We start from the raw sequence: 19821 nt of genomic DNA on the forward strand, positions 1-19821 counted from the left end.
TGGAGGAACCGCAATGACGATGACGTTGAGCCGGACTTGGTTCGACGAGCGGAGCAATGAGCTCGGTGACCGCGGTTTTTTCGTCGCCCCGTTCGACGATCTCGTGACCTGGGCGCGCTCGGGATCCCTGATGTGGATGACGTTCGGACTTGCCTGCTGTGCGATCGAGCAGATGCAGGTGTCGATGCCGCGTTACGATGTGGAACGCTTCGGTGCTGCACCGCGCGCCTCGCCGCGCCAGTCGGACGTCATGATCGTCTCGGGAACGTTGTGCAACAAGATGGCCCCCGCCCTGCGCAAGGTCTACGACCAGATGCCGGAGCCGCGTTATGTGATCTCGATGGGCTCCTGCGCCAATGGCGGCGGCTACTATCACTATTCCTACTCGGTCGTGCGCGGCTGCGACCGCATCGTCCCGGTCGACATCTATGTGCCGGGCTGCCCGCCCACCGCGGAGGCGCTGCTCTACGGCATCATGATGTTGCAGAAGAAGATCCGCCGGACCGGCACGATCGAGCGATAGATCCTGATCCAGCGAACGGCGCGTCGAGTCGACGCTCTCGCGCCGAGACGAGAGAGGTGCCTAACATGAAGATGACGACCTTCAAGGACATGTACATCGCCGAGCTCCAGGAACTGGTCAGCGTAGAAAGCCAGCTCGCCGCCGCCCTGCCGCGCATGGCGGAGGTTGCGTCGCATCCGTCGCTGAAGGATGCGTTTGGCAACCATGCGCGCGAAACCATCGTGCAAGGCGAGCGGCTGAAATCGCTGCTGAGGATGCATGGCGCCGATCCAGGCCTGCATACCGACCAGGCCATGCAGGCATTGATCGGTGAGACCGCCAAGATGGTCTCGATATTGCCCGACGACAATCTGCGCGATGCCGCCCTGATCGCGTCGGCGCAGAAGCTCGAGCATTACGAGATCGCGGCCTATGGCAGCGCGGCGGCGCTCGCAGGCCAGCTTGACCTGCGCGACGACCAGCGCTTGCTGCACGACAGCCTCGACGAGGAACGCCAAACCGACGCGCTGCTGACGAAGCTTGCCAAGGGCGAGATCAATCAGGACGCCCTGGCGGCGTGATCGCACAGCGAGAATCCCGCTAGAACAGGCGTCCATCGGAGGCGCACGCAAGCGCCATCGATGGATGCTGCGCCAGATTGCGGGAAGCGCGGCATCTCGTGAGCATTAACTCACCTTCCACCATGCCTCGCACCCGCGAGCGGTAACCATAAGGTTTAACAAGTCGTCAACGCTCCCCCAACAAGTCTAAATGTTTCCGAATGGGGAGAATGAGCCGTGGACGCGTTTGCCTTTGAATTCATCGGACTGGCCATGATCGCGCTCTGCCTCGTCGTGCTGGCAATGCCCGCGGCACGCCGGCCGTCGAAGAACATCCGCTACGAGTGAGCGGCCCGTCGCTGCACTATGAGACCGCATCGACGGCAGCTCCATCAGCACGCGTCACTCGCTCGCGGCGAGAGCCTGCGCGCATAATCTCCCCGGCGAGGCCCACTGCGGCCGCCTCGGCGGGACGCATCCGCTACGACGCAGCTTTCGGATTCAAACCGGTCGAGCGCTCGGTCTCAACTGTGTCACGGCAACACCCGAGATCGCTAGCAGTGCACCAATGATCAACTTCGGGGTCATCGGCTCGCCAAGGAATAACGCGCTCGACATCAAGGCGAACACTGGCAGCAGCAGACCGAAGGGAGCGACGCGCCCCATGGAGCAGCGAGCGATCAGCCAGAACCAAAGGCCAAATCCAACAATCCCTCCGATGAAAATCGTGTAAGCGAGCGCGAGCCAGCCACGTTCATCCGCAGCAACGAGGCTCGCCAGTTGACCATATTCGAGGAGCAACGACATCAACATCACCTGCGGCACTGTGAACAGCGACGACCAACCCATCAACATCAACGGGTCAAAAGGGCCGTAACGTTTCGTCAAGACGTTGGATACCGCGAACGCGAAGGCAGCTCCGACCACCAGCAGTAGTGGTAGCCCGTTGGGCGACAGGCTGGGGTCCGCCCTCAACACAAAGACGCCGGCGAAGGCGAGCACCACCCCGGAGACGGTCGTGAGAGACGGCCTTTCCGCCAGCAGTGGCCAGGCCAACAGGACTGTGAAGGGCGTGGAGAGTAGATAAGCGACAGCCGTCATGCTTCCCGAGCCGAGCCCAAGACCAACGTAGAAGAGACCGAAGTTCAGTCCACCAAGAAAAAGCGAAATAGCTGCGATAGGACGCAACTGTTCACGCGTGGGCCTTTTGACGAGCGGAATAAGCAGGAGCGCGGTGGCCAGGAAACGCAGCGCAAGGAAGAAGAACGGCGGGAACTCCGTAATGCCCACTTTGATGACCACGAACTGATAACCCCAGAGCAAAGGAACGGCCACCGCGCAAATGATCTGGACCGCCGACATGGCATTCTCCTTTAAAGACCGATTGGTCTAGATATCGGCGCACCGATCGCAAAGATGGGCCCGGATTTGCTTACCTGATGAAACGATCGAGCAGAGCGTCGGCCGCGGCTCGGGTTATGGCTCCCGTCGGCGCCGTTTTGCTGATCACTCGCAGCCCTTCAACGAAACAGACGAGAATGCGGGCGGCATTTGCGGGGTCGACATCGTCGGCTAACTTGCCCGCTGCCTTCGCACGGGAAAGTGCATCCGCCACCCGCGCTTCCATGACTTTGAAGAAGTTCGCGATGCGACGATTAACATCAGCGTCGCGCCCGGCCAGTTCCATGGTCGTGGCAATCACCAGACATCCGCGCCGACCGTGGGCGCCGCCGGTGCGGTCAACATATCCGGCAAGGTACGCCCGCAGGCCGTCTATCGGGTCCTTGCGAGGGTTAAGCTCGATATCCATCCGCGTCACGGCATCGGCAATGTAACGATCGAGCGCGCGCAGGAAGAGCGAGTGCTTGTCGCCGAAAGCAGCATATAGGCTGCCACGCGAGAGCTTCGTCGCACGAAGAAGGTCTGGCAGCGCCGTCGCATGATAGCCACGCGACCAGAACACGCCCATCGCGCGCTCGACAGCGGCTTCCGCATCGAAACTCCGCGGGCGACCGCGGGGTAACGGCACTGAGGTTTGGTTGCTCATTCCAAATATATAGACCAAACGGTCTTTAAATCAAGTGACCGGTGCCGCCGCGCGCCAATTCACTCATTTGAAGCTCGAAGCAAGCGTCGCCCTGGAATAGCAGTGAGGCGAGCACGCTTCTCAGGCTCCCTCCCCTTCATGTCCGCCGAAGCCTTGGGGAGCGTCGGGCAAGCCGCAGGCGAGCTGATCGATGTGGATGGTGTCGTCGCAGCGTCGTTTACTTGCCGTCATGAACACGGAGAGACCTGCGGTCCTACCCCAGGCTGCACCGGGCCCGTGGGTGGGATCAGCCCCCGGCTTTCCCTGCGCCCTCTCCCTTCGAGAGGGCGAAAAACGTAGCAACCTCGGGCGCAATCCGTGCCACGGGACCGCCAAGGCATGGAGAAAGTCGCAGTTCTGTCCCATATGCAGAGCCAAAATCCCAGCAAGACCCTTGACATAGCTGCCAGTTCGGCAGAACGCGTGTCTTGAGCGTCATGGACATTTCATGGATCTGATTACCACCACATCCGAACTTGCGGTCGCCTGCGACCGCCTCGCCAAACACAAGGTTATCACTGTCGATACCGAGTTCCTGCGAGAAACGACCTATTACCCGCTGCTCTGCGTCGTGCAGATGGCGAGCGCGGAGGAAGCGGTCGTGATCGACGCGCTGGCGCCGGGCATCGACCTCAAGCCGTTCTTCGACCTGATGTCGAACGAGGCGGTGCTGAAGGTCTTCCACGCCGCGCGTCAGGACATCGAGATTGTCTGGCACCTCTCCGGCACCATTCCGCATCCGATCTTCGACACCCAGGTTGCCGCCATGGTGCTCGGCTATGGTGACAGCATCGCCTACGATCAGCTCGTCGATCGCGTCACCGGCCACCGCCCCGACAAGACGCACCGCTTCACCGACTGGTCGCGCCGCCCGCTGAGCCAAGAGCAACTCCACTACGCCGTCTCCGACGTCACCCATCTGCGCGACGTCTTCGCCGCGCTCGATGCCGATCTGAAGAAGCGCGGCCGCAGCGACTGGGTCAGCGAGGAGATGGAGATCCTGACCTCACCGAAGACCTATGACTTCCATCCCGAGCGCGCCTGGGAGCGGCTCAAGACCCGCGTGCGCAAGCCACGCGAGCTTGCGGTCCTGATCGAGGTCGCGGCATGGCGGGAACAGGAAGCGCAGAGCCGCGACGTGCCGCGTTCGCGCGTGCTGAAGGATGACGCGGTCGGCGACATCGCAACCCACGCCCCGACGTCGCTCGAGAAGCTCGCCAATCTGCGCTCGCTGCCGAAGGGCTTCGAGCGCTCGAAATGGGGCGGCGACATCATCGCCGCCGTGCAGCGTGGACTCGCGCGCGACCAGGCCTCGCTGCCGAAGCTGGAAAAGCCGCGCAGCAATGCCAACGGTGCAGCGACCGTCGAGCTGTTGAAGGTGCTGCTGCGCATGACCTCGGAGCGGCACGCGGTCGCCAGCAAGGTGATCGCGACCGTCGACGATCTCGAGCAGATCGCGGCCAGCGACAACGCCGACGTCGGCGCCCTGCACGGCTGGCGGCGCGAACTGTTCGGCGAGGCCGCGCTGAAGCTGAAGCATGGCCAGCTCGCGCTCGCCATCGACAAGGGGCGCGTGGTGCGGGTCGATCGGGGATAGCCGCGCCGGAAGATTCCGCATCGCGAGGAGCACCGTCGGCCACTGGCCCAGTGGAACAGACGGTTCCCGGCGGCCACAGGCTCCGGTTGCGCCATAGGAAACGGTCGCTCCACGGCAGAGGCTTGCTAACTCGGAATTTTCATGTTGCAATCTCTGCGCAATCGGACTGCAGCCGTTCGACTGTGCGTTTCGCGACGTTGAGATCCAAGGCTTCGAGACACAAGACTTCGCACTTGAAGATTCGAGACTTGAAGAATCGGGGATTGAACAGACACCGGGAAGCCCGTTTGTGGCGTGGCACGTGCAAAACGTGGCCGCGTCTTTTTTATGTCTAAACTGGGAGAGAGGCGATGCCGAAGGGTACCGTCAAGTGGTTCAACCCGACCAAGGGTTACGGGTTCATCAAGCCGGCAGTCGGAGAGAAGGACGTGTTCGTCCACATCTCGGCAGTCGAACGCGCAGGCCTTACCACGCTCAACGAGAACCAGACGATCGAGTACGAGCTGGTGGAGAGCCGTGGCAAGACGTCGGCGGAAAACCTCAAGATCAACTGAACGTCGGCGCTGTCGGCGCAACCATTCCTGATGCCTCCCCCCGGCTGCATCACCCCGGGGGATTTCTTTTGGACTTGCGCGCCTCAGCCCGCCGGCGCGATCAAGGTGCGATCGGACGCGGCGCTTCCCAGCGTCTTGCAGCGATCACCGTCCAGTTCCAGCCGGCCGCTTGCCAGCAGCCGCAGCGCCTCGGGGTAGATGCGATGCTCGATGGTGATGACGCGCGCCGCGAGCGTCTCGGGCGTATCATCGTCGGCAACGGGGACCGCCCCCTGCATCACGATCGGACCCGCATCGGTCTCCGGGATCACGAAATGCACCGTCGCACCGGAGAGCTTGACGCCCGCACGCAAGGCCTGGCCGTGCGGATCGAGGCCGGGAAAACACGGCAGCAGCGAGGGGTGGATGTTCAGCATCCGCCCGTACCAGCGGCGGGCGAAATCGGCGGTGAACAGCCGCATGAAGCCGCCCAGGCAGATCAGCTCGACCTGCTTCTCGTCGAGCGCCCGCTGCAGCACCGCCTCGAAGCCGGCGCGATCCTTGCCGAACGGCTTGCTCTCGACGACCACGGTCGGAATGCCGCTCGCGGCCGCCCTCTCGAGCCCGCCGGCGTCGGCCCGGTTGGAGATCACGACCACGATCTCGGCCGGAAAGTCCGGCGCTTTCGCGGCCTCGATCAGCGCGGCCATGTTGGAGCCGCGGCCGGAGATCAGAATGGCGACGCGGCGCTTCATTGGGCGAGATCGAGATGACCGTTGTAGACCACGCGGTGCTCGTCCTTGGCCGCGATCACCTCGCCGAGAACAGCCACGGTCTCGCCGCTTGCTGTGAGCACCTCGGTCACCCGGTCGACGGCATCGGGCTTGACGATCGCGATCATGCCGATGCCGCAGTTGAAGGTGCGCAGCAGTTCGAGTTCGGCGATGCCGCCCAGCTCCGCCAGCCATTTGAACACCGGCAGCACCGGGAGCCGCGCCAGATCGATGCCGACGCCGAGATGCTTCGGCAGCACGCGCGGGATGTTGTCGGTGAAGCCGCCGCCGGTGATGTGGGCGAGGCCCTTCACCGCACCGGTCTCGCGGATCGCGCGCAGGCAGGATTTCACATAGAGCCGCGTCGGGGTGAGCAGCGCTGCGCCCAGCGTCATCACCGGCGAGAACGGCGCCGGTGCGTCGTAAGGAAGCCGGGACTGCTCGACGATCTTGCGCACCAGCGAATAGCCGTTGGAGTGCACGCCCGAGGAGGCCAGCCCGATCACGGCATCGCCCACCGCGATATCGGGGCTCGGCAGCAAGGTGCCGCGCTCGGCCGCGCCGACCGCAAAGCCGCCGAGGTCGTAGTCGCCGTCCTTGTACAGGCCCGGCATCTCGGCCGTCTCGCCCCCGATCAGGGCGCAGCCGGATTCCCTGCAGCCCTCGGCGATGCCGGCGACGATCGCCGCGGCGGCCTCCGGATCGAGCTTGCCGCAGGCGAAATAGTCGAGGAAGAACAGCGGTTCCGCGCCCTGCACGACAAGATCATTGACCGACATCGCGACCAGATCGACACCGATTCCACCGTGGATCCCGGTCTCGATCGCGATCTTGAGCTTGGTGCCGACGCCGTCGGTCGCCGCGACCAGGACGGGATCCTTGAAGCCGGCCCGCTTCAGGTCGAACAACCCGCCGAAGCCGCCGATCTCGGCATCCGCGCCAGGGCGCGCGGTCGCCCGCACCATCGGCTTGATCAGATCGACCAGACGATTGCCGGCGTCGATGTCGACGCCCGAATCCGCGTAGGTGAGCCCGTTTTTGCGCTCGGTCATGCCCAATTCCAGATGATCAGGGGCTGGTTACGAGGAATTCCGCCGCCGCGCAATGGCTCGCGGCAATGCGGTCACGATACTATGTAGATAACACCCGTCCGCTGCTGCCAAGAGCCGGATATTGAGTAAAATCAGGCTTCTAGCCGGGAAGCGACCAAGTTGAGCATTCCGAACATCATCACCCTCGGCCGCATCATCCTGGTGCCGGTGATCGTCTGGGCCATCGTCTCCAGCCAGATGGAGATCGCGTTTGCGATCTTCGTGATCGCCGGCGTCTCGGACGCGGTCGACGGGTTTCTTGCCAAGCGCTTCAACATGACGAGCGAGCTCGGCGCCCTCCTCGACCCGCTCGCCGACAAGGCGCTGCTGGTGTCGATCTATGTCTCGCTCGGGATCTGGGGCGCGGTGCCGCGCTGGCTCGTGATCCTCGTCGTGTCGCGCGACATCATGATCGTGTCCGCCGTGATCGTGTCATGGTTGTTCGACAAGCCGGTTGAGATGAAGCCGTTGATGGTATCGAAGTTCAACACGGTGGCGCAGGTGGCGTTTGCAGCACTGGTGCTGGCCTCGCTCGGCTTCGGCTTCGAGCCGCATCCCTACGATGGCATCCTGATGGGACTCGTCACGATCTTTACTTTGGTTTCCGTGTCCCTCTATCTCGTGGAGTGGCTGCGGCACATGAGCACGATTGAAGCCCGATAGCCTGAAGCCCGATAGCCTGGTTTGGAGATTTGTGTGGCAGGTAGCGTTCAACCTCGACAATTGGCCCTGGCGCTGCCGCACGAGGAAAGACTGACGCGTGACGACTTCCTCGAGGGGCCGGCGAACGAAGCCGCACTGACGCTGATCGATCGCTGGCCCGACTGGCCGAACCGCATCATGCTGCTGGTCGGGCCGGAGGGCTCCGGCAAGAGCCACCTCGCCGCGATCTGGGCCGAGCACGCCGGAGCGCGCTCGACCTCAGCACATGCGCTCACCGCGGATGCCGTCCCCGGTGCGCTGGCGACCGGCGCGCTGGTGGTTGACGATCTCCGGCCGTCCGATTTCGACGAGCGCGCGATGTTTCACCTGATGAATCTCGCGCGCCAGGATGATGCCTTCGTGCTGCTGACGGCCCGCGTCCCGCCGTCGGCCTTCGAGATCGAGTTGCGCGATCTGCGTTCGCGCCTTCGCGCCGTGCCCACCGTGACGCTGCTGCCACCCGACGATCACCTGTTCCGCGGCCTGATCGTGAAATTCTGCGCCGACCGCCAGATGACGGTGGACGAGCAGCTCGTGAGCTACCTGACCACCCGGATCGAGCGCTCCTATGCCGCCGTCCGGCAGGCGGTCGAGCTGTTGGACACCGAAGCGCTGCGGCTCGGCAGGCCTGTCACCCGGGCGCTGGCCGCCGAGCTGTTACGCGATGCCTGAACGGAGCTACCCGGCTTGACGGCGGAAATCGTCGGAACATCAATGTCATCGAAACGTCATCGCGATATCACATGGTCTGTGCGGCTCTCGGCTAGACCGCTCAGGGCCGATACTCCGGATTGGATTGACACTTGATGGACGCCCCGCAAGCCGTTGAAATAAAAGAAAAAGAGCCGGATACTGCCGCACTCCCCGCGATTGCGACCAGCCCCGAGCGATTCATCAATCGCGAGCTCTCCTGGCTGCATTTCAATCGCCGGGTGCTCGAGGAGTCGGTCAACACGGGCCATCCCGTGCTGGAGCGCGTTCGATTCCTGTCGATTTCGGCCAATAACCTTGACGAGTTCTTCATGGTCCGCGTCGCCGGCATCAAGGCGCAGGTCCGTGAAGGCATCCCCGAGCGCAGCCCTGACGGCCTCACCCCGTCCGAGCAGCTTGTTGTGATCAACAAGAACGTGTCGCAGCTCGCCTCCGACCAGCAGGCGATCTGGCGCGACCTCCGCACCATCCTGTCCGAGGTCGGCATCCAGCTCGTTGACGGGCGCGACGCCACCAAGTCGGAACGGGCCTGGATCGAGGATCACTTCCTCCACAACATCTTCCCGCTGCTGACGCCGCTGGCCATCGATCCGGCGCACCCGTTCCCGTTCATCCCGAATCTGGGTTTCACCGTCGCCCTGCAACTGTCGCGGATCTCCGACGGCAAGCCGATGAACGCGCTGATCCGCATGCCGGGCAAGATCGACCGCTTCATCCGCTTCCCCTCCAACAAGGAGGGTGGTCCGGCCCGCCTGATCACGCTGGAACAAGCGACCGGCCTGTTCATCGGCCGACTGTTCCCCGGCTACACCGTCAAGGGTCAGGGCGCGTTCCGGATCATTCGCGATTCCGAACTCGAAATCGAAGAAGAAGCTGAAGACCTGGTCCGCGTGTTCGAGACCGCGCTGAAGCGCCGCCGGCGCGGATCGGTGATCCGGCTCGAGATCGAGGCCAAGATGCCGGAGGAGCTGCGCAGCTTCGTGCAGCACGCATTGTCCGCGTCGGACGACGAGGTGTTCCTGGTGGACGGCGTGCTCGCGATGAACGAGCTGTCGCAGCTCACCCGCCTCGATCGCCCCGATCTCGAATTCTCGCCCTACGTCCCGCGCCATCCCGAGCGCGTGCGCGATCACGGCGGCGACATCTTCGCGGCGATCCGGCAGAAGGACCTCATCGTCCATCATCCCTATGAATCGTTCGACGTCGTGGTGCAGTTCCTGCAGCAGGCCGCGCGCGACCCCGACGTCGTCGCAATCAAACAGACACTCTATCGCACCTCGAACAACTCACCGATCGTGCGCACGCTCGCGGAGGCCGCCGAAGCCGGCAAATCGGTGACGGCGCTGATCGAATTGAAAGCGCGCTTCGACGAGGAAGCCAACATCCGTTGGGCGCGCGATCTGGAGCGCGCCGGCGTGCAGGTCGTCTACGGCTTCATCGAGCTGAAGACGCACGCCAAGCTGTCGATGGTGGTGCGCCGCGAGGCCGGCAGTCTCACCACCTATGTGCACACCGGCACCGGCAACTATCACCCCGTAACCGCGCGCATCTACACCGACCTCTCCTACTTCACCTCCGACCCGATCATCGGCCGCGACGTCGCGCGCGTGTTCAATTACATCACCGGCTATGCCGAGCCGAGCGACATCGAGAAGATGGCGGTTTCGCCGCTGACGCTGCGCAAGCGCATCATCGAGCACATCCGCGACGAGATCGCCCATGTCCGTCACGGCCGGCCCGGCGCGATCTGGATGAAGATGAACGCGCTGGTCGACCCCGACATCATCGACGCGCTGTATGAGGCTTCGCAGGCCGGCGTCTCGATCGAGCTCGTGGTGCGCGGCATCTGCTGCTTGCGCCCTGGTCTGCCCGGATTGTCGGAGAACATCCGCGTCAAGTCGGTGATCGGCCGCTTCCTGGAACACGGCCGAATCTACTGCTTCGGCATGGGGCAAGGCCTGCCGAGCACAAAAGCTGCTGTGTATATCTCGTCCGCCGACATGATGCCGCGGAACCTCGACCGTCGTGTCGAGGTTCTCTGTCCGCTGCAAAATCCCACGGTGCATCAGCAGGTTCTCGAACAGATCATGGTCGCGAACCTGAAGGACACCGAGCAAAGCTGGCAATTGTTGCCGGATGGGTCGTCAACGCGTATGAAAGCCGCGAAAGGCGAAGAGCCATTCAACCTGCACGACTACTTCATGACAAATCCGAGTCTGTCCGGCCGTGGTAAGTCTCTCAAGGAATCTTCGCCGCGCCGGCTCACGCGTCGCAACGAACGTCAGCAGGCATCGTCATAAGGGGGCTTCAAGGTGAAGCGGACGCGGAAGCGCGCTTCCAGCGTCGCTGTCATCGATATCGGTTCGAACTCGGTTCGTCTCGTGGTCTACGAGGCGATGGCGCGCAGTCTCGTCACCATCTTCAACGAGAAGGCGTTGTGCGGGCTCGGTCGCGAGGTGCAGAGCACCGGCCTGCTCGCGACCGATGCGGTCAACAAGGCGCTCACCGCGCTTCGCCGCTTTCGCGCGTTGTGCAGGATTCAGCAAGTCGGCCGCGTCCATGCGATTGCCACCGCAGCCTGTCGCGATGCCAAGAATGGCCCTGACTTCATCGCCAAGGCCGAACGCATCTGCGGCGCGAAGATCGAGATTTTGTCCGGACCGCGCGAAGCAAAGTTGTCGGCGCTCGGCGTCGTCTCCGGCGTGCACAATCCGAACGGCATCGTCGGCGATCTCGGCGGCGGCTCGGTCGAACTGATCGACGTAAAGGGCAATCGCGTGCGCAGCGGCGTCACGCTGCCGCTCGGCAGCCTCGCGCTGCAGGACCTATCGCACAAATCGCTCAAGCGCGCCGAGCGCATCGTCAAGAACGAGTTGCTCGGCGTCGCCCTGCTCAAGGCCGGCCGCGGCCGCACCTTCTACGCGGTCGGCGGCACCTGGCGTGCGCTGGCGCGCATCCACATCATCCAGAGCGGCTATCCCCTCAAGGTGATGCACGGTTATTCGATTCCGGCGGCCGACGCGCTCGATTTCGCGCAGCGGCTGCGGCGGCTCGCGGCCACCAACATGCTGGCCAATATCGAGGCCGTCGCCGACGCACGCCGGCCGCTGCTGGCCTATGCCGCGCTGGTGCTCGAATACATCATCCGCGTCGCGCAACCGAAGACCATCGTGTTCTCGACCTTCGGCGTACGCGAGGGTCTGCTGTACGAGATGCTGCCGCCGGCCGAGCGCGCCAAGGACGGTCTGGCCTGCGCCGCGCAGGACCTCAATGAATTGCTGTCACGCTCGGCCCGTCATGCTCAGGAGCTGACCGCCTGGACCGATCGTCTGGTGCGCGTGGTGAAACTGCGCGAGAGCGAGGAGGACCGCCGGCTGCGTCACGTTGCCTGTCTGCTCTCCGACATCGGCTGGCGCGTGCATCCGGATCATCGCGGCGAGGAAACCCTCAGCCTGATCATGAACGGCAATTTCGGCTCGATCACGCATCAGGGACGCGCCTTCGTCGCGCTCTCGGTGTTCTATCGCTACGCCGGGCTGAGCGAGGAAAACGAACCGCCGCTGCAGATCCGCGAACTGGTGACGCCTGCGATGGACGAGCGCGCCCGCGTACTGGGCGCGGCGTTCCGCGTCGCGCATCTGATCACGGCGGCGCGCACCGGCGTGCTGCCGGCGACGCATTTCCGGACCGAGGGACGCAAGCTGATGCTGGTGTTTGAGCATCGGATGGTCGATCTGGTCGCCGACCGGGTCGGCAGCCGCTTCCGGCAATTGGCGCGCCTCGTCGGGCGATCTGGCTCGATCGTCAGGCGGTAGACGATCGCCGCCGTCAGGCTGCTTCCACGGAACGCTTGGCCTTGCGCAGCGCCTGCCGGCGCCAGATTGAGCCCGCGACCAGCACCACGATGATGCCAAGCACGGCGAGCAGGATCTCGCCGCCGCTGCCGCCATGGCCGAACTGCGGCGCCATCCCGATCGAAGTCAGCCAGGAATCAAGCTTGGCGCCGAGCGGTCCGGCAAACAGCGCATCGAGCTGCGGATGCACGGCCGGATCGGTCGCGATGACATCGCCCGCGATCCAGCCGAGCAGCGCGGCACCGGCCCAGACCAGAATCGGCAATTTGTTGAGCAGCGCCATGATCAGCGCGGCACCGGCGACGATCAGGGGAACGCTGATCGCAAGCCCCAAGACCAGCAGCGGCACGCTGCCATTGGCGGCCGCCGCCACCGCGATCACGTTGTCGAGGCTCATCACGATGTCGGCGACGACGACGATCTGCACCGCCGCCCACAGATGGGAGGCCGCATCCACGCTGTCCTCGTCCTCCTGCTCCGGCACCAGGAGCTTGGCCGCGATGACGATCAGCGCCAGCCCGCCGACCAGCTTCAGATAGGGCAGCCCCATCAGGCTTGCGACGATGCCGGTGAAGATCACGCGCAACAGCACCGCGGCAGCGGCGCCGAGGATCATGCCCCACAGGCGCTGGCGCGGCGCCAGACCGCGGCAGGCGAGCGCGATCACGAGCGCGTTGTCGCCCGACAGCAGGACATTGATCCAGATGATCTTGCCGACCGCGACCCAGAAGGTCGCCGTCGCCATCTCGTTCTTGAACTCGGTGAAGAACGCCCCAATATGCGCGGGATCAAAGATCTGCCACAGCCAGTCCACAGCGCGTCCTTTTCGGCCTCACGGCCGCCCCTGGCGGCGAACGCTCGCCGCACCCTAGTTTAGTCGGGCGCGGTCTCTTCGGCGGACCGCAGCCCTCGTCTTCGGATCGGCCTCAGCCGACGATTTCGTTGCCGGAGAAGAACTGCGCGATCTCGACCACCGCGGTTTCCGGCGCGTCCGAACCGTGCACCGAATTTTCGCCGATCGACTTCGCGTAAAGCTTGCGGATCGTACCTTCGGCGGCCTTCGACGGATCGGTCGCGCCCATCACATCGCGATATTTAAGGATGGCGCCCTCGCCTTCCAACACCTGGACGACCACCGGGCCGGAGGTCATGAACTCCACCAGTTCGCCAAAGAACGGGCGCGCCTTGTGGACGGCGTAGAAGGTTTCGGCCTGACCGCGGGTCATGCGAATGCGCTTCTGCGCCACGATCCGCAGGCCCGCCTTCTCGATCACCGCGTTGACCGCACCGGTCAGGTTGCGCTCGGTGGCATCGGGCTTGATGATCGAAAAGGTGCGTTCAATCGCCATGATTTCGTCCTTGCAAAGGGTGGCTGAGAGTTGCCGGGGCTTATATCGGCGCGATGCTGTGACGGCAAGCGACCCTGTGACGCGTTAGCCTTTAGTTTTGACGTGTTCTCACAACGCAAGCCGGCCATCTCTGGCAAGGCGCTCACCCCGCCAAATTACGACGATTTCACGAAGGTGAACCCAATCTGTCGCGGCCGTGCCGCTGCCGTTCAGCTCCGCCTCGCTAGGCTCCTCACCGATCGGACGCCTTGCTGGCCTATCCGCAAGCCCCACAGGACGTCCCGGGAAACGATGTCACTGCGGGCGCCTGGTGCGCGCCCAAACCTCGAGGAGACGATCATGTTGCGCAAACTCTCGCTTGCTGCAATCGCCGCGATTTCGCTGGGCGCGGCCGCGCTCGCCCCGACCTCCGCCTCTGCCTGGGGTGGCTGGCATGGTGGCTGGCACGGAGGATGGCACGGCTGGCACGGCGGCTGGTGGGGCCCGCGCGTCGTTGTCGGTGGTCCCGCCTTTTACGGGTACGGCTATGGCGGCTGCTACGTGCGGCGCGTGGTGCCGACGCCCTGGGGCCCTCGCTGGCGCCTGATCAACCGTTGCTATTGACCTGACCAAACCCTCCCCGACTGGTTCCGCCCCGGCTTTGCAGCCGGGGCTTTTTTTCGCCTGTGGGAACCTATCGCCCCGAAGCTCTACTTCAAGGCGAACACGAGAGGGATCGGACTACCGAAACCAAATTCGGAGTCACGACTTGTTATGGCACGGAAATCCACTCGAACCTTGCGAGGTGGAACTCGCCACGAGACAAACCATGACGCCGACTCAGACGAACAACGATCCCGACCAGATCGACCACAAGACCTGCCGTTACATCTGCGATGCCGTGGGTGAACGGCTTCAGCAGAGCATGCGTCCCGAGACCTCGCTATCATCCCGCTTGCAACACCTCTTGGATGAACTGCGCCGACGAGAGAACGATCATCATTAGACATTGCTGGGCGGACAAGGCGCCCGAAATAGGTTTTCCGAGACATACCCGAACAGATTTTACCGATTAGCGGGTTGCGTTTGGCAGCGGGCCCGGTGACAAGGCTGCATGCTCTCCATCACCGATATCTCGATCCGGATCGCAGGGCGGCTGTTGATCGATCACGGTTCCGTGCAAATCGTGCCCGGCGCACGCGTCGGATTCGTCGGCCGTAACGGCGTCGGCAAGTCGACGCTGTTTCATGCTATCCGCGGCGACATCCCGACCGAGAGCGGCAGCATTGCACTTCCACCGCGCTGGCGGATCGGCAGCTTGGCGCAGGAAGCGCCCGACGGGCCCGAAAGCCTGATCAACGTCGTGCTCAAGGCTGATCTCGAGCGCGACGCGCTGCTGCGCGAGGCGGAGACCGCGCACGACCCGCATCGAATCGCCGAAATCCAGACGCGGCTGGTCGATATCGACGCCCATTCGGCTCCCGCCCGCGCCGCGGCGATTCTCAGCGGTCTCGGCTTTTCGACGGCTGACCAGGCGCGGCCTTGCGCGGAATTCTCCGGCGGCTGGCGCATGCGCGTCGCGCTGGCAGCAACGCTGTTCGCTGCACCCGATCTGCTGCTGCTCGACGAGCCAACCAACTATCTCGACCTCGAGGGGACCCTGTGGCTCGAGAATCACCTCGCCAGCTATCCGCGCACGGTGATCGTGATCAGCCACGACCGCGACCTGCTGGACACGTCGGTCGACCAGATCCTGCACCTCGATCAGGGCAAGCTGACGCTCTACAAGGGCACCTATTCCTCGTTCGAGGAACAGCGCGCAGCCCGCGAATTGCTCAACGCCAAGCATGCCAAGCGGCAGGCCGACGAGCGCAAGCGCCTGCAGGCCTTCGTCGATCGCTTCAAGGCCAAGGCCTCCAAGGCGCGCCAAGCGCAGTCGCGCGTCAAGATGCTGGAACGGATGAAGCCGGTCACGGCACTCGTGACCCAGGATGTGCACGAGATCTCGTTCCCGGCGCCGGAGAAATTGCTGTCGCCGCCAATCATCGCGGTGGACGACGTTTCGGTCGGCTATGAGCCCGGCAAGCCTGTGCTCAATCGCGTGACGCTGCGCATCGACACCGACGACCGCATTGCGCTGCTCGGCGCCAACGGCAACGGCAAGTCGACCCTGGTCAAGCTGCTGGCGGGCAAGCTCGCGCCGTTCTCGGGAAAGATCGTTCGGGCGGACAAACTGTCGATCGGCTACTTTGCCCAGCATCAGGTCGATGAGCTCAATCTCGACGCCTCACCCTACGACCACATCCGCAGGCTGATGCCCGATGCACCCGAGAGCAAGGTGCGCGGCCGGGTCGGCGCGATCGGATTTTCCGGCAAGGCGGGAGATACGCTGGTGAAGAGCCTGTCCGGAGGTGAAAAGGCACGGCTGCTGCTCGGGCTCGCGACCTTCTTCGGCCCGAACATGATCATCCTGGACGAGCCGACCAACCATCTCGACATCGACAGCCGCGCGGCGCTCGCGGAGGCGATCAATGATTTCTCCGGCGCCGTCATGATGGTCTCGCACGACCGCTATCTGATCGAAGCCTGCGCCGACCGATTGTGGATCGTCGCCAATCAGACCGTGACGGCGTATGACGGCGATCTCGACGAATATCGAAAAATGGTCCTTGCCGCCAATGACGGCCGGCCGGCCTCGCGCGAGCGCATCAAGGAGGCCGCAAGGCCCGAGCGCGCCAGGAACGAGAGGCGCACGCCACCGAAGCAGCGGATCGCGCAGGCGGAGGCCGAAATCGAGCGTATCACCGGCATTATCGCCAAGATCGACACCGCCCTCGCGCTACCCGATATCTTCACCCGCGATCCCAAGCAGGCAGCGCAGCTCGCCAAAGCGCGCGCCGGCGCCGAGAGCGCGCTGCAGCGCGCAGAGGAAGAGTGGCTGGAAGCGAGCGCCGAACATGACGAGGCGACGAGCTGAAGCGCGACGAGATTGGGCTGAATCGACTCACGGCGGCTTCGGTTGACCTCTCCCCGCCGGGGCGAGGTCGGATTGCATCATCAGATGCAATCCGGGTGAGGGCCTTGCGCTCTCGATAGACCGTAACCCCTCACCCGATTTGCTGCGCAAATCGATCTCTCCCAATGGAGAGGTGACCTCCGCCGCTGTTTCAGATCAAGCTAGTCCCATCGTGCTCCAAAGCGCGACGAGATTGAGTCGACCGCTATCGCGCTTTTGCGACGAAGCGTCACAGCGCTCCGTTGGTTGATTCGGTGCGGCTCAACCGCTCGAGGTTGCCGCCTGCTTTTTCGGCTTCTTCTTTGGCTTCGCAGCCTTCGGCTCCGGCGCGGGATCCGGCCCGCGCTCGACCGAGGTCAGCCGCCCTGCCGTGAAGGTGTAGATGCCGGCGCGCGGCCCACGCGACCAGGTCACGACCGCAACGCGATCGCCGCTCGGGCTGCTCGAGAGGTTCACGCTGTCGGGTGCACCGATGCCGCGCACCACGTCGCACTCGGTGTGGCCGAGTGCAACGCTGCCGGGCCGTGCCGGCTGCTCAGGCGGAGGCGCTGCGGCGCCACCATTTGCCAGCGCGTTCGCGTCGGCAGCTCCGGGCGGCGGTCCCATGCCTGGACAGCCGCCGTCGGCGCTGACGAGATCGTCGTTGGTCACCGGCTTGTCCGGTGTCAGGGGCGGCGCGTCGATCGAGATGTTGCGAATGAACAGCCGGCCGGGACGCGAGAACCAGTTCGCGTCGCGCGACAGCAGGTCCGACGCGCTCGAACAGCCGGCCAGACCCGACGCGAGGACAAGCAGCGCCAGCACCGACTTCCGACTCAATGTTCCGTCCCGCACGATCCGCAAAGCTCCCGCCCTTCCACGCAAAGGGTTGTCCGAACATCACTTTGCGGCATGACCGTGGCTCGCCGCACGAAACCTCGAATTATCGTTAAATTACTTAGACTCACTATTGCCGCCGCTGCCAACGCCCCCGTTCATCGGCCTGCCAATACGTGACCTCGAAGCCGCGCGCCTTGCAGGCGGTCCAGCTCTCCCGCGCCGCGGCCACCGCATCGGGGTCGTCGCCGTTGAATACGAGGACCACCCGCTCGTAGCTGTCGCAGTCGGCCGGGAGCGCCGCGTTGTCGATCAGGAATCGGACATTGGCCCGGTTAGGATTGCCGTCGTCGATCGACAGAATGATCGGCTGGTCCTGCGCGTCGCCGACCCGCCAGGTCGCGTGCGGCAGAAATGAATCATCGCTGTAGGTCCACAGATGCGCATCGAGCGTCTCGGTGCGCTCGGGCGACGTCGATTGCACGACCACGCGCCAGCCGCGCTCGAGCGACTTCTCGAGCAGCGGCGGCAACACGCTCTCCAGCGTCATGTTCTGCAGATGATAGAACAGGACCTCGGTCATGCCTGGTCAGTCGCTTCACTTCCTCGATTCATAATAGTCCGCGACCAACCGCTCGAGCAGGCGGACGCCGTAGCCCGATCCCCAGCTCTGGTTGATCTCGGTCTTTGGCGCGCCCATCGCAGTGCCGGCGATGTCCAGGTGGGCCCATGGCGTGCCATCGACGAAGCGCTGCAGGAATTGTGCGGCGGTGATCGAGCCGCCGTTGCGCCCGCCGGTGTTCTTCATGTCGGCGAACTGCGAGTCGATCTGCTTGTCGTATTCGGGGCCGAGCGGCATGCGCCAGACTTTCTCGCCGGTCTCGAGCCCGACCTTGGCAAGGCGTTCGGCAAGTTCGTCATTGTTGGAGAACAGGCCGGCGTGATCGGTGCCGAGCGCAACCATGATCGCGCCGGTCAGCGTTGCGAGATCGACCATGAACTTCGGCTTGAACTTCTTGGCGACGTACCAGAGCACGTCGGCGAGCACGAGGCGCCCCTCGGCGTCGGTGTTGATGATCTCGATGGTCTGGCCGGACATCGAGGTCACGATGTCGCCGGGGCGCTGGGCGTTGCCGTCGGGCATGTTCTCGACGAGACCGATGGCGCCGACAGCATTGACGCGTGCCTTGCGCGCCGCGAGCGCATGCATCAGCCCGACCACACAGGCCGCGCCGCCCATGTCGCCTTTCATGTCCTCCATGCCGCCGGCCGACTTGATGGAGATGCCGCCGGTGTCGAAGCAGACGCCCTTGCCGACGAAGGCAACCGGCGCATCGCCCTTCCAGCCGCCGTTCCAGCGCATGATCACGGTGCGGCCGGGCCGGTTCGATCCCTGCGCGACGCCGAGCAGCGCCCCCATGCCGAGCTTGGTCATCGCCTTCACGTCCAGCACCTCGACGGTGACGCCGAGCTTGCGGAGCTGGCCGGCGCGGCGCGCGAACTCTTCGGGATAAAGGACATTCGGCGGCTCGTTGACGAGCTCTCGCGCCAGGTGGACGCCGTCGACGATCGATGCACGCGGCGCAAAGCTCTTCTTCGCGGCCGCAGCGTCGGCAACGGCGATCGAGACGTCAGCCCGCACCGCGCCGCTCTCGCCGTCCTTCTTCTTGGTCTTGTAGCGGTCGAACTTGTAGGCGCGCAGGCGAATACCGGTGGCGATCGCAGCCGCCTGATCCGCCGTCATCGCCTCCTCGGGCAATTCGGCGATCAGAGTCATGGCGGTGCTGCCGGCGTTAAGCTTGCCGGCCGCAACACCGCCGAACTTGAGAAAGTCCGTCTCCTTGAGCTCGGACGGCTTGCCGGCTCCGATCACGATCAGCCGCTCGGCCTTGAGGCCTTCCGGCGCGAGGATGTCCAGCACCGCGCCGCTCTTGCCCTTGAATTGGTTGGCGGCAGCAGCCCGCTTCACCGTCTCGGCGGCAGCCCCCAGCGCCTTGCGAGTCGCCGTCCCCAGCTTCAACTGACCGTCGCAAAATGCGACCAGAATGCCGCGAGCAGGCGCGGAGAATGGGACAAAGCCGACCTTGACGGCGTCGGACATAGGAAATTCCTCCAGAATTCAGGGTGTTGGCCGGGGCGCATGAGGTGGCCCCTAAGACACTTGCGACAGGGGTTGCGGGAGTGGCCGGAAGTGATCCGGACCGCGTTGGCCACACTATGGCCTGTCGGCCGCGCCGCTGCCAAGCGCCGGA

19 protein-coding genes and 1 pseudogene are annotated in these 19821 nt (G+C 64.2%); 11 read left to right on the top strand and 9 right to left on the bottom strand.

The window, feature by feature from the left end:
• Positions 1-46 precede the first annotated feature (46 nt).
• Positions 47-523 (top strand): annotated as a pseudogene (locus P6U30_RS20650) (NuoB/complex I 20 kDa subunit family protein); the annotation flags it as partial.
• A 65-nt stretch (positions 524-588) separates the two neighbouring features.
• The gene (locus P6U30_RS20655) at positions 589-1083 is read left to right on the top strand and encodes a ferritin-like domain-containing protein (RefSeq protein ID WP_407164772.1); all 495 of its coding nucleotides are present in this window, start codon (positions 589-591) and stop codon (positions 1081-1083) included.
• Positions 1084-1563: 480 nt separating this feature from the next.
• Here the strand turns inward: P6U30_RS20655 and P6U30_RS20660 are convergent, their stop codons facing one another.
• Both P6U30_RS20660 and P6U30_RS20665 read right to left on the bottom strand, forming a co-directional pair.
• Positions 1564-2424, bottom strand: a complete 861-nt coding sequence (locus tag P6U30_RS20660; RefSeq protein WP_407164773.1) for a DMT family transporter — start codon at positions 2422-2424, stop codon at positions 1564-1566.
• A 70-nt stretch (positions 2425-2494) separates the two neighbouring features.
• Positions 2495-3109 (bottom strand): TetR/AcrR family transcriptional regulator, encoded by a 615-nt coding sequence (locus tag P6U30_RS20665; protein ID WP_407164774.1) that lies wholly within the window; start codon positions 3107-3109, stop codon positions 2495-2497.
• A gap of 487 nt (positions 3110-3596) precedes the next feature.
• On the opposite strand from P6U30_RS20665, the gene rnd reads away from it, so the two are divergent.
• Both rnd and P6U30_RS20675 read left to right on the top strand, forming a co-directional pair.
• Entirely contained in the window at positions 3597-4745 is a 1149-nt protein-coding gene (gene rnd, locus P6U30_RS20670) for a ribonuclease D (protein WP_407164775.1), read from the top strand.
• A gap of 350 nt (positions 4746-5095) precedes the next feature.
• Positions 5096-5299 carry a cold-shock protein gene (locus tag P6U30_RS20675; RefSeq protein ID WP_407146577.1) on the top strand — a complete coding sequence of 68 codons (204 nt, stop codon included), beginning with the start codon at positions 5096-5098 and terminating at the stop codon, positions 5297-5299.
• Positions 5300-5382: 83 nt separating this feature from the next.
• Here P6U30_RS20675 and purN read toward each other — a convergent pair whose 3' ends face one another.
• Together purN and purM are read right to left on the bottom strand one after the other, a co-directional pair.
• Positions 5383-6033, bottom strand: a complete 651-nt coding sequence (purN, locus tag P6U30_RS20680) for a phosphoribosylglycinamide formyltransferase (RefSeq protein ID WP_407164776.1) — start codon at positions 6031-6033, stop codon at positions 5383-5385.
• Positions 6030-7103, bottom strand: a complete 1074-nt coding sequence (purM, locus tag P6U30_RS20685) for a phosphoribosylformylglycinamidine cyclo-ligase (RefSeq protein WP_407164777.1) — start codon at positions 7101-7103, stop codon at positions 6030-6032. The genes purN and purM overlap by 4 nt, the downstream gene beginning before the upstream one ends.
• A 159-nt stretch (positions 7104-7262) precedes the next feature.
• Here purM and P6U30_RS20690 point away from each other — a divergent pair, with 159 nt between their 5' ends.
• The 4 genes from P6U30_RS20690 (at position 7263) to ppx (ending at position 12370) form a co-directional block, all read left to right on the top strand.
• Positions 7263-7805: a CDP-alcohol phosphatidyltransferase family protein gene (locus P6U30_RS20690; RefSeq protein WP_407146580.1), complete on the top strand. Its 543-nt coding sequence runs from the start codon at positions 7263-7265 to the stop codon at positions 7803-7805.
• Between the two features lie 33 nt (positions 7806-7838).
• Positions 7839-8516: a chromosomal replication initiator DnaA gene (locus P6U30_RS20695; RefSeq protein ID WP_407164778.1), complete on the top strand. Its 678-nt coding sequence runs from the start codon at positions 7839-7841 to the stop codon at positions 8514-8516.
• A gap of 134 nt (positions 8517-8650) precedes the next feature.
• Complete coding sequence (locus tag P6U30_RS20700; RefSeq protein ID WP_407164779.1) at positions 8651-10855, top strand: RNA degradosome polyphosphate kinase; 2205 nt, start codon at positions 8651-8653, stop codon at positions 10853-10855.
• A 12-nt stretch (positions 10856-10867) separates the two neighbouring features.
• On the top strand, positions 10868-12370 hold the full coding sequence (gene ppx / locus P6U30_RS20705) for an exopolyphosphatase (protein WP_407164780.1): 1503 nt from the start codon (positions 10868-10870) through the stop codon (positions 12368-12370).
• Positions 12371-12383: 13 nt separating this feature from the next.
• Here the strand turns inward: ppx and P6U30_RS20710 are convergent, their stop codons facing one another.
• Both P6U30_RS20710 and ndk read right to left on the bottom strand, forming a co-directional pair.
• Positions 12384-13223: a TerC family protein gene (locus P6U30_RS20710; RefSeq protein ID WP_407164781.1), complete on the bottom strand. Its 840-nt coding sequence runs from the start codon at positions 13221-13223 to the stop codon at positions 12384-12386.
• Positions 13224-13335: 112 nt separating this feature from the next.
• Entirely contained in the window at positions 13336-13758 is a 423-nt protein-coding gene (ndk, locus tag P6U30_RS20715; protein WP_407146585.1) for a nucleoside-diphosphate kinase, read from the bottom strand.
• Between the two features lie 339 nt (positions 13759-14097).
• On the opposite strand from ndk, the gene P6U30_RS20720 reads away from it, so the two are divergent.
• From P6U30_RS20720 to P6U30_RS20730, 3 genes are all read left to right on the top strand, one after another.
• Complete coding sequence (locus P6U30_RS20720) at positions 14098-14361, top strand: sulfur globule protein precursor (protein WP_407164782.1); 264 nt, start codon at positions 14098-14100, stop codon at positions 14359-14361.
• Positions 14362-14566: 205 nt separating this feature from the next.
• A complete protein-coding gene (locus P6U30_RS20725; RefSeq protein WP_407164783.1) occupies positions 14567-14743 on the top strand; it encodes a hypothetical protein in 177 nt (58 codons plus the stop codon).
• Between the two features lie 108 nt (positions 14744-14851).
• Complete coding sequence (locus tag P6U30_RS20730; RefSeq protein WP_407164784.1) at positions 14852-16714, top strand: ABC-F family ATP-binding cassette domain-containing protein; 1863 nt, start codon at positions 14852-14854, stop codon at positions 16712-16714.
• A 300-nt stretch (positions 16715-17014) separates the two neighbouring features.
• Here the strand turns inward: P6U30_RS20730 and P6U30_RS20735 are convergent, their stop codons facing one another.
• The 3 genes from P6U30_RS20735 to P6U30_RS20745 all read right to left on the bottom strand — a co-directional run bounded on the left by P6U30_RS20735 (position 17015) and on the right by P6U30_RS20745 (position 19670).
• Positions 17015-17572: a hypothetical protein gene (locus P6U30_RS20735; protein WP_407164785.1), complete on the bottom strand. Its 558-nt coding sequence runs from the start codon at positions 17570-17572 to the stop codon at positions 17015-17017.
• Between the two features lie 127 nt (positions 17573-17699).
• Positions 17700-18152 (bottom strand): DNA polymerase III subunit chi, encoded by a 453-nt coding sequence (locus P6U30_RS20740; RefSeq protein WP_407164786.1) that lies wholly within the window; start codon positions 18150-18152, stop codon positions 17700-17702.
• A 15-nt stretch (positions 18153-18167) separates the two neighbouring features.
• A complete protein-coding gene (locus P6U30_RS20745; protein ID WP_407164787.1) occupies positions 18168-19670 on the bottom strand; it encodes a leucyl aminopeptidase in 1503 nt (500 codons plus the stop codon).
• Between the last annotated feature and the right edge of the window lie 151 nt (positions 19671-19821).

Source organism: Bradyrhizobium sp. ORS 111 (genome assembly GCF_045571485.1).
Taxonomy (GTDB): Bacteria; Pseudomonadota; Alphaproteobacteria; order Rhizobiales; family Xanthobacteraceae; genus Bradyrhizobium.

Coding starts and splice junctions, on each gene's coding strand:
- P6U30_RS20655 (WP_407164772.1), top strand. CDS start 589: ATGAAGATGACGACCTTCAAGGACATGTACATCGCCGAGCTCCAGGAA.
- P6U30_RS20660 (WP_407164773.1), bottom strand. CDS start 2,424: ATGTCGGCGGTCCAGATCATTTGCGCGGTGGCCGTTCCTTTGCTCTGG.
- P6U30_RS20665 (WP_407164774.1), bottom strand. CDS start 3,109: ATGAGCAACCAAACCTCAGTGCCGTTACCCCGCGGTCGCCCGCGGAGT.
- rnd (WP_407164775.1), top strand. CDS start 3,597: ATGGATCTGATTACCACCACATCCGAACTTGCGGTCGCCTGCGACCGC.
- P6U30_RS20675 (WP_407146577.1), top strand. CDS start 5,096: ATGCCGAAGGGTACCGTCAAGTGGTTCAACCCGACCAAGGGTTACGGG.
- purN (WP_407164776.1), bottom strand. CDS start 6,033: ATGAAGCGCCGCGTCGCCATTCTGATCTCCGGCCGCGGCTCCAACATG.
- purM (WP_407164777.1), bottom strand. CDS start 7,103: ATGACCGAGCGCAAAAACGGGCTCACCTACGCGGATTCGGGCGTCGAC.
- P6U30_RS20700 (WP_407164779.1), top strand. CDS start 8,651: ATGGACGCCCCGCAAGCCGTTGAAATAAAAGAAAAAGAGCCGGATACT.
- ndk (WP_407146585.1), bottom strand. CDS start 13,758: ATGGCGATTGAACGCACCTTTTCGATCATCAAGCCCGATGCCACCGAG.
- P6U30_RS20720 (WP_407164782.1), top strand. CDS start 14,098: ATGTTGCGCAAACTCTCGCTTGCTGCAATCGCCGCGATTTCGCTGGGC.
- P6U30_RS20725 (WP_407164783.1), top strand. CDS start 14,567: ATGACGCCGACTCAGACGAACAACGATCCCGACCAGATCGACCACAAG.
- P6U30_RS20730 (WP_407164784.1), top strand. CDS start 14,852: ATGCTCTCCATCACCGATATCTCGATCCGGATCGCAGGGCGGCTGTTG.
- P6U30_RS20740 (WP_407164786.1), bottom strand. CDS start 18,152: ATGACCGAGGTCCTGTTCTATCATCTGCAGAACATGACGCTGGAGAGC.
- P6U30_RS20745 (WP_407164787.1), bottom strand. CDS start 19,670: ATGTCCGACGCCGTCAAGGTCGGCTTTGTCCCATTCTCCGCGCCTGCT.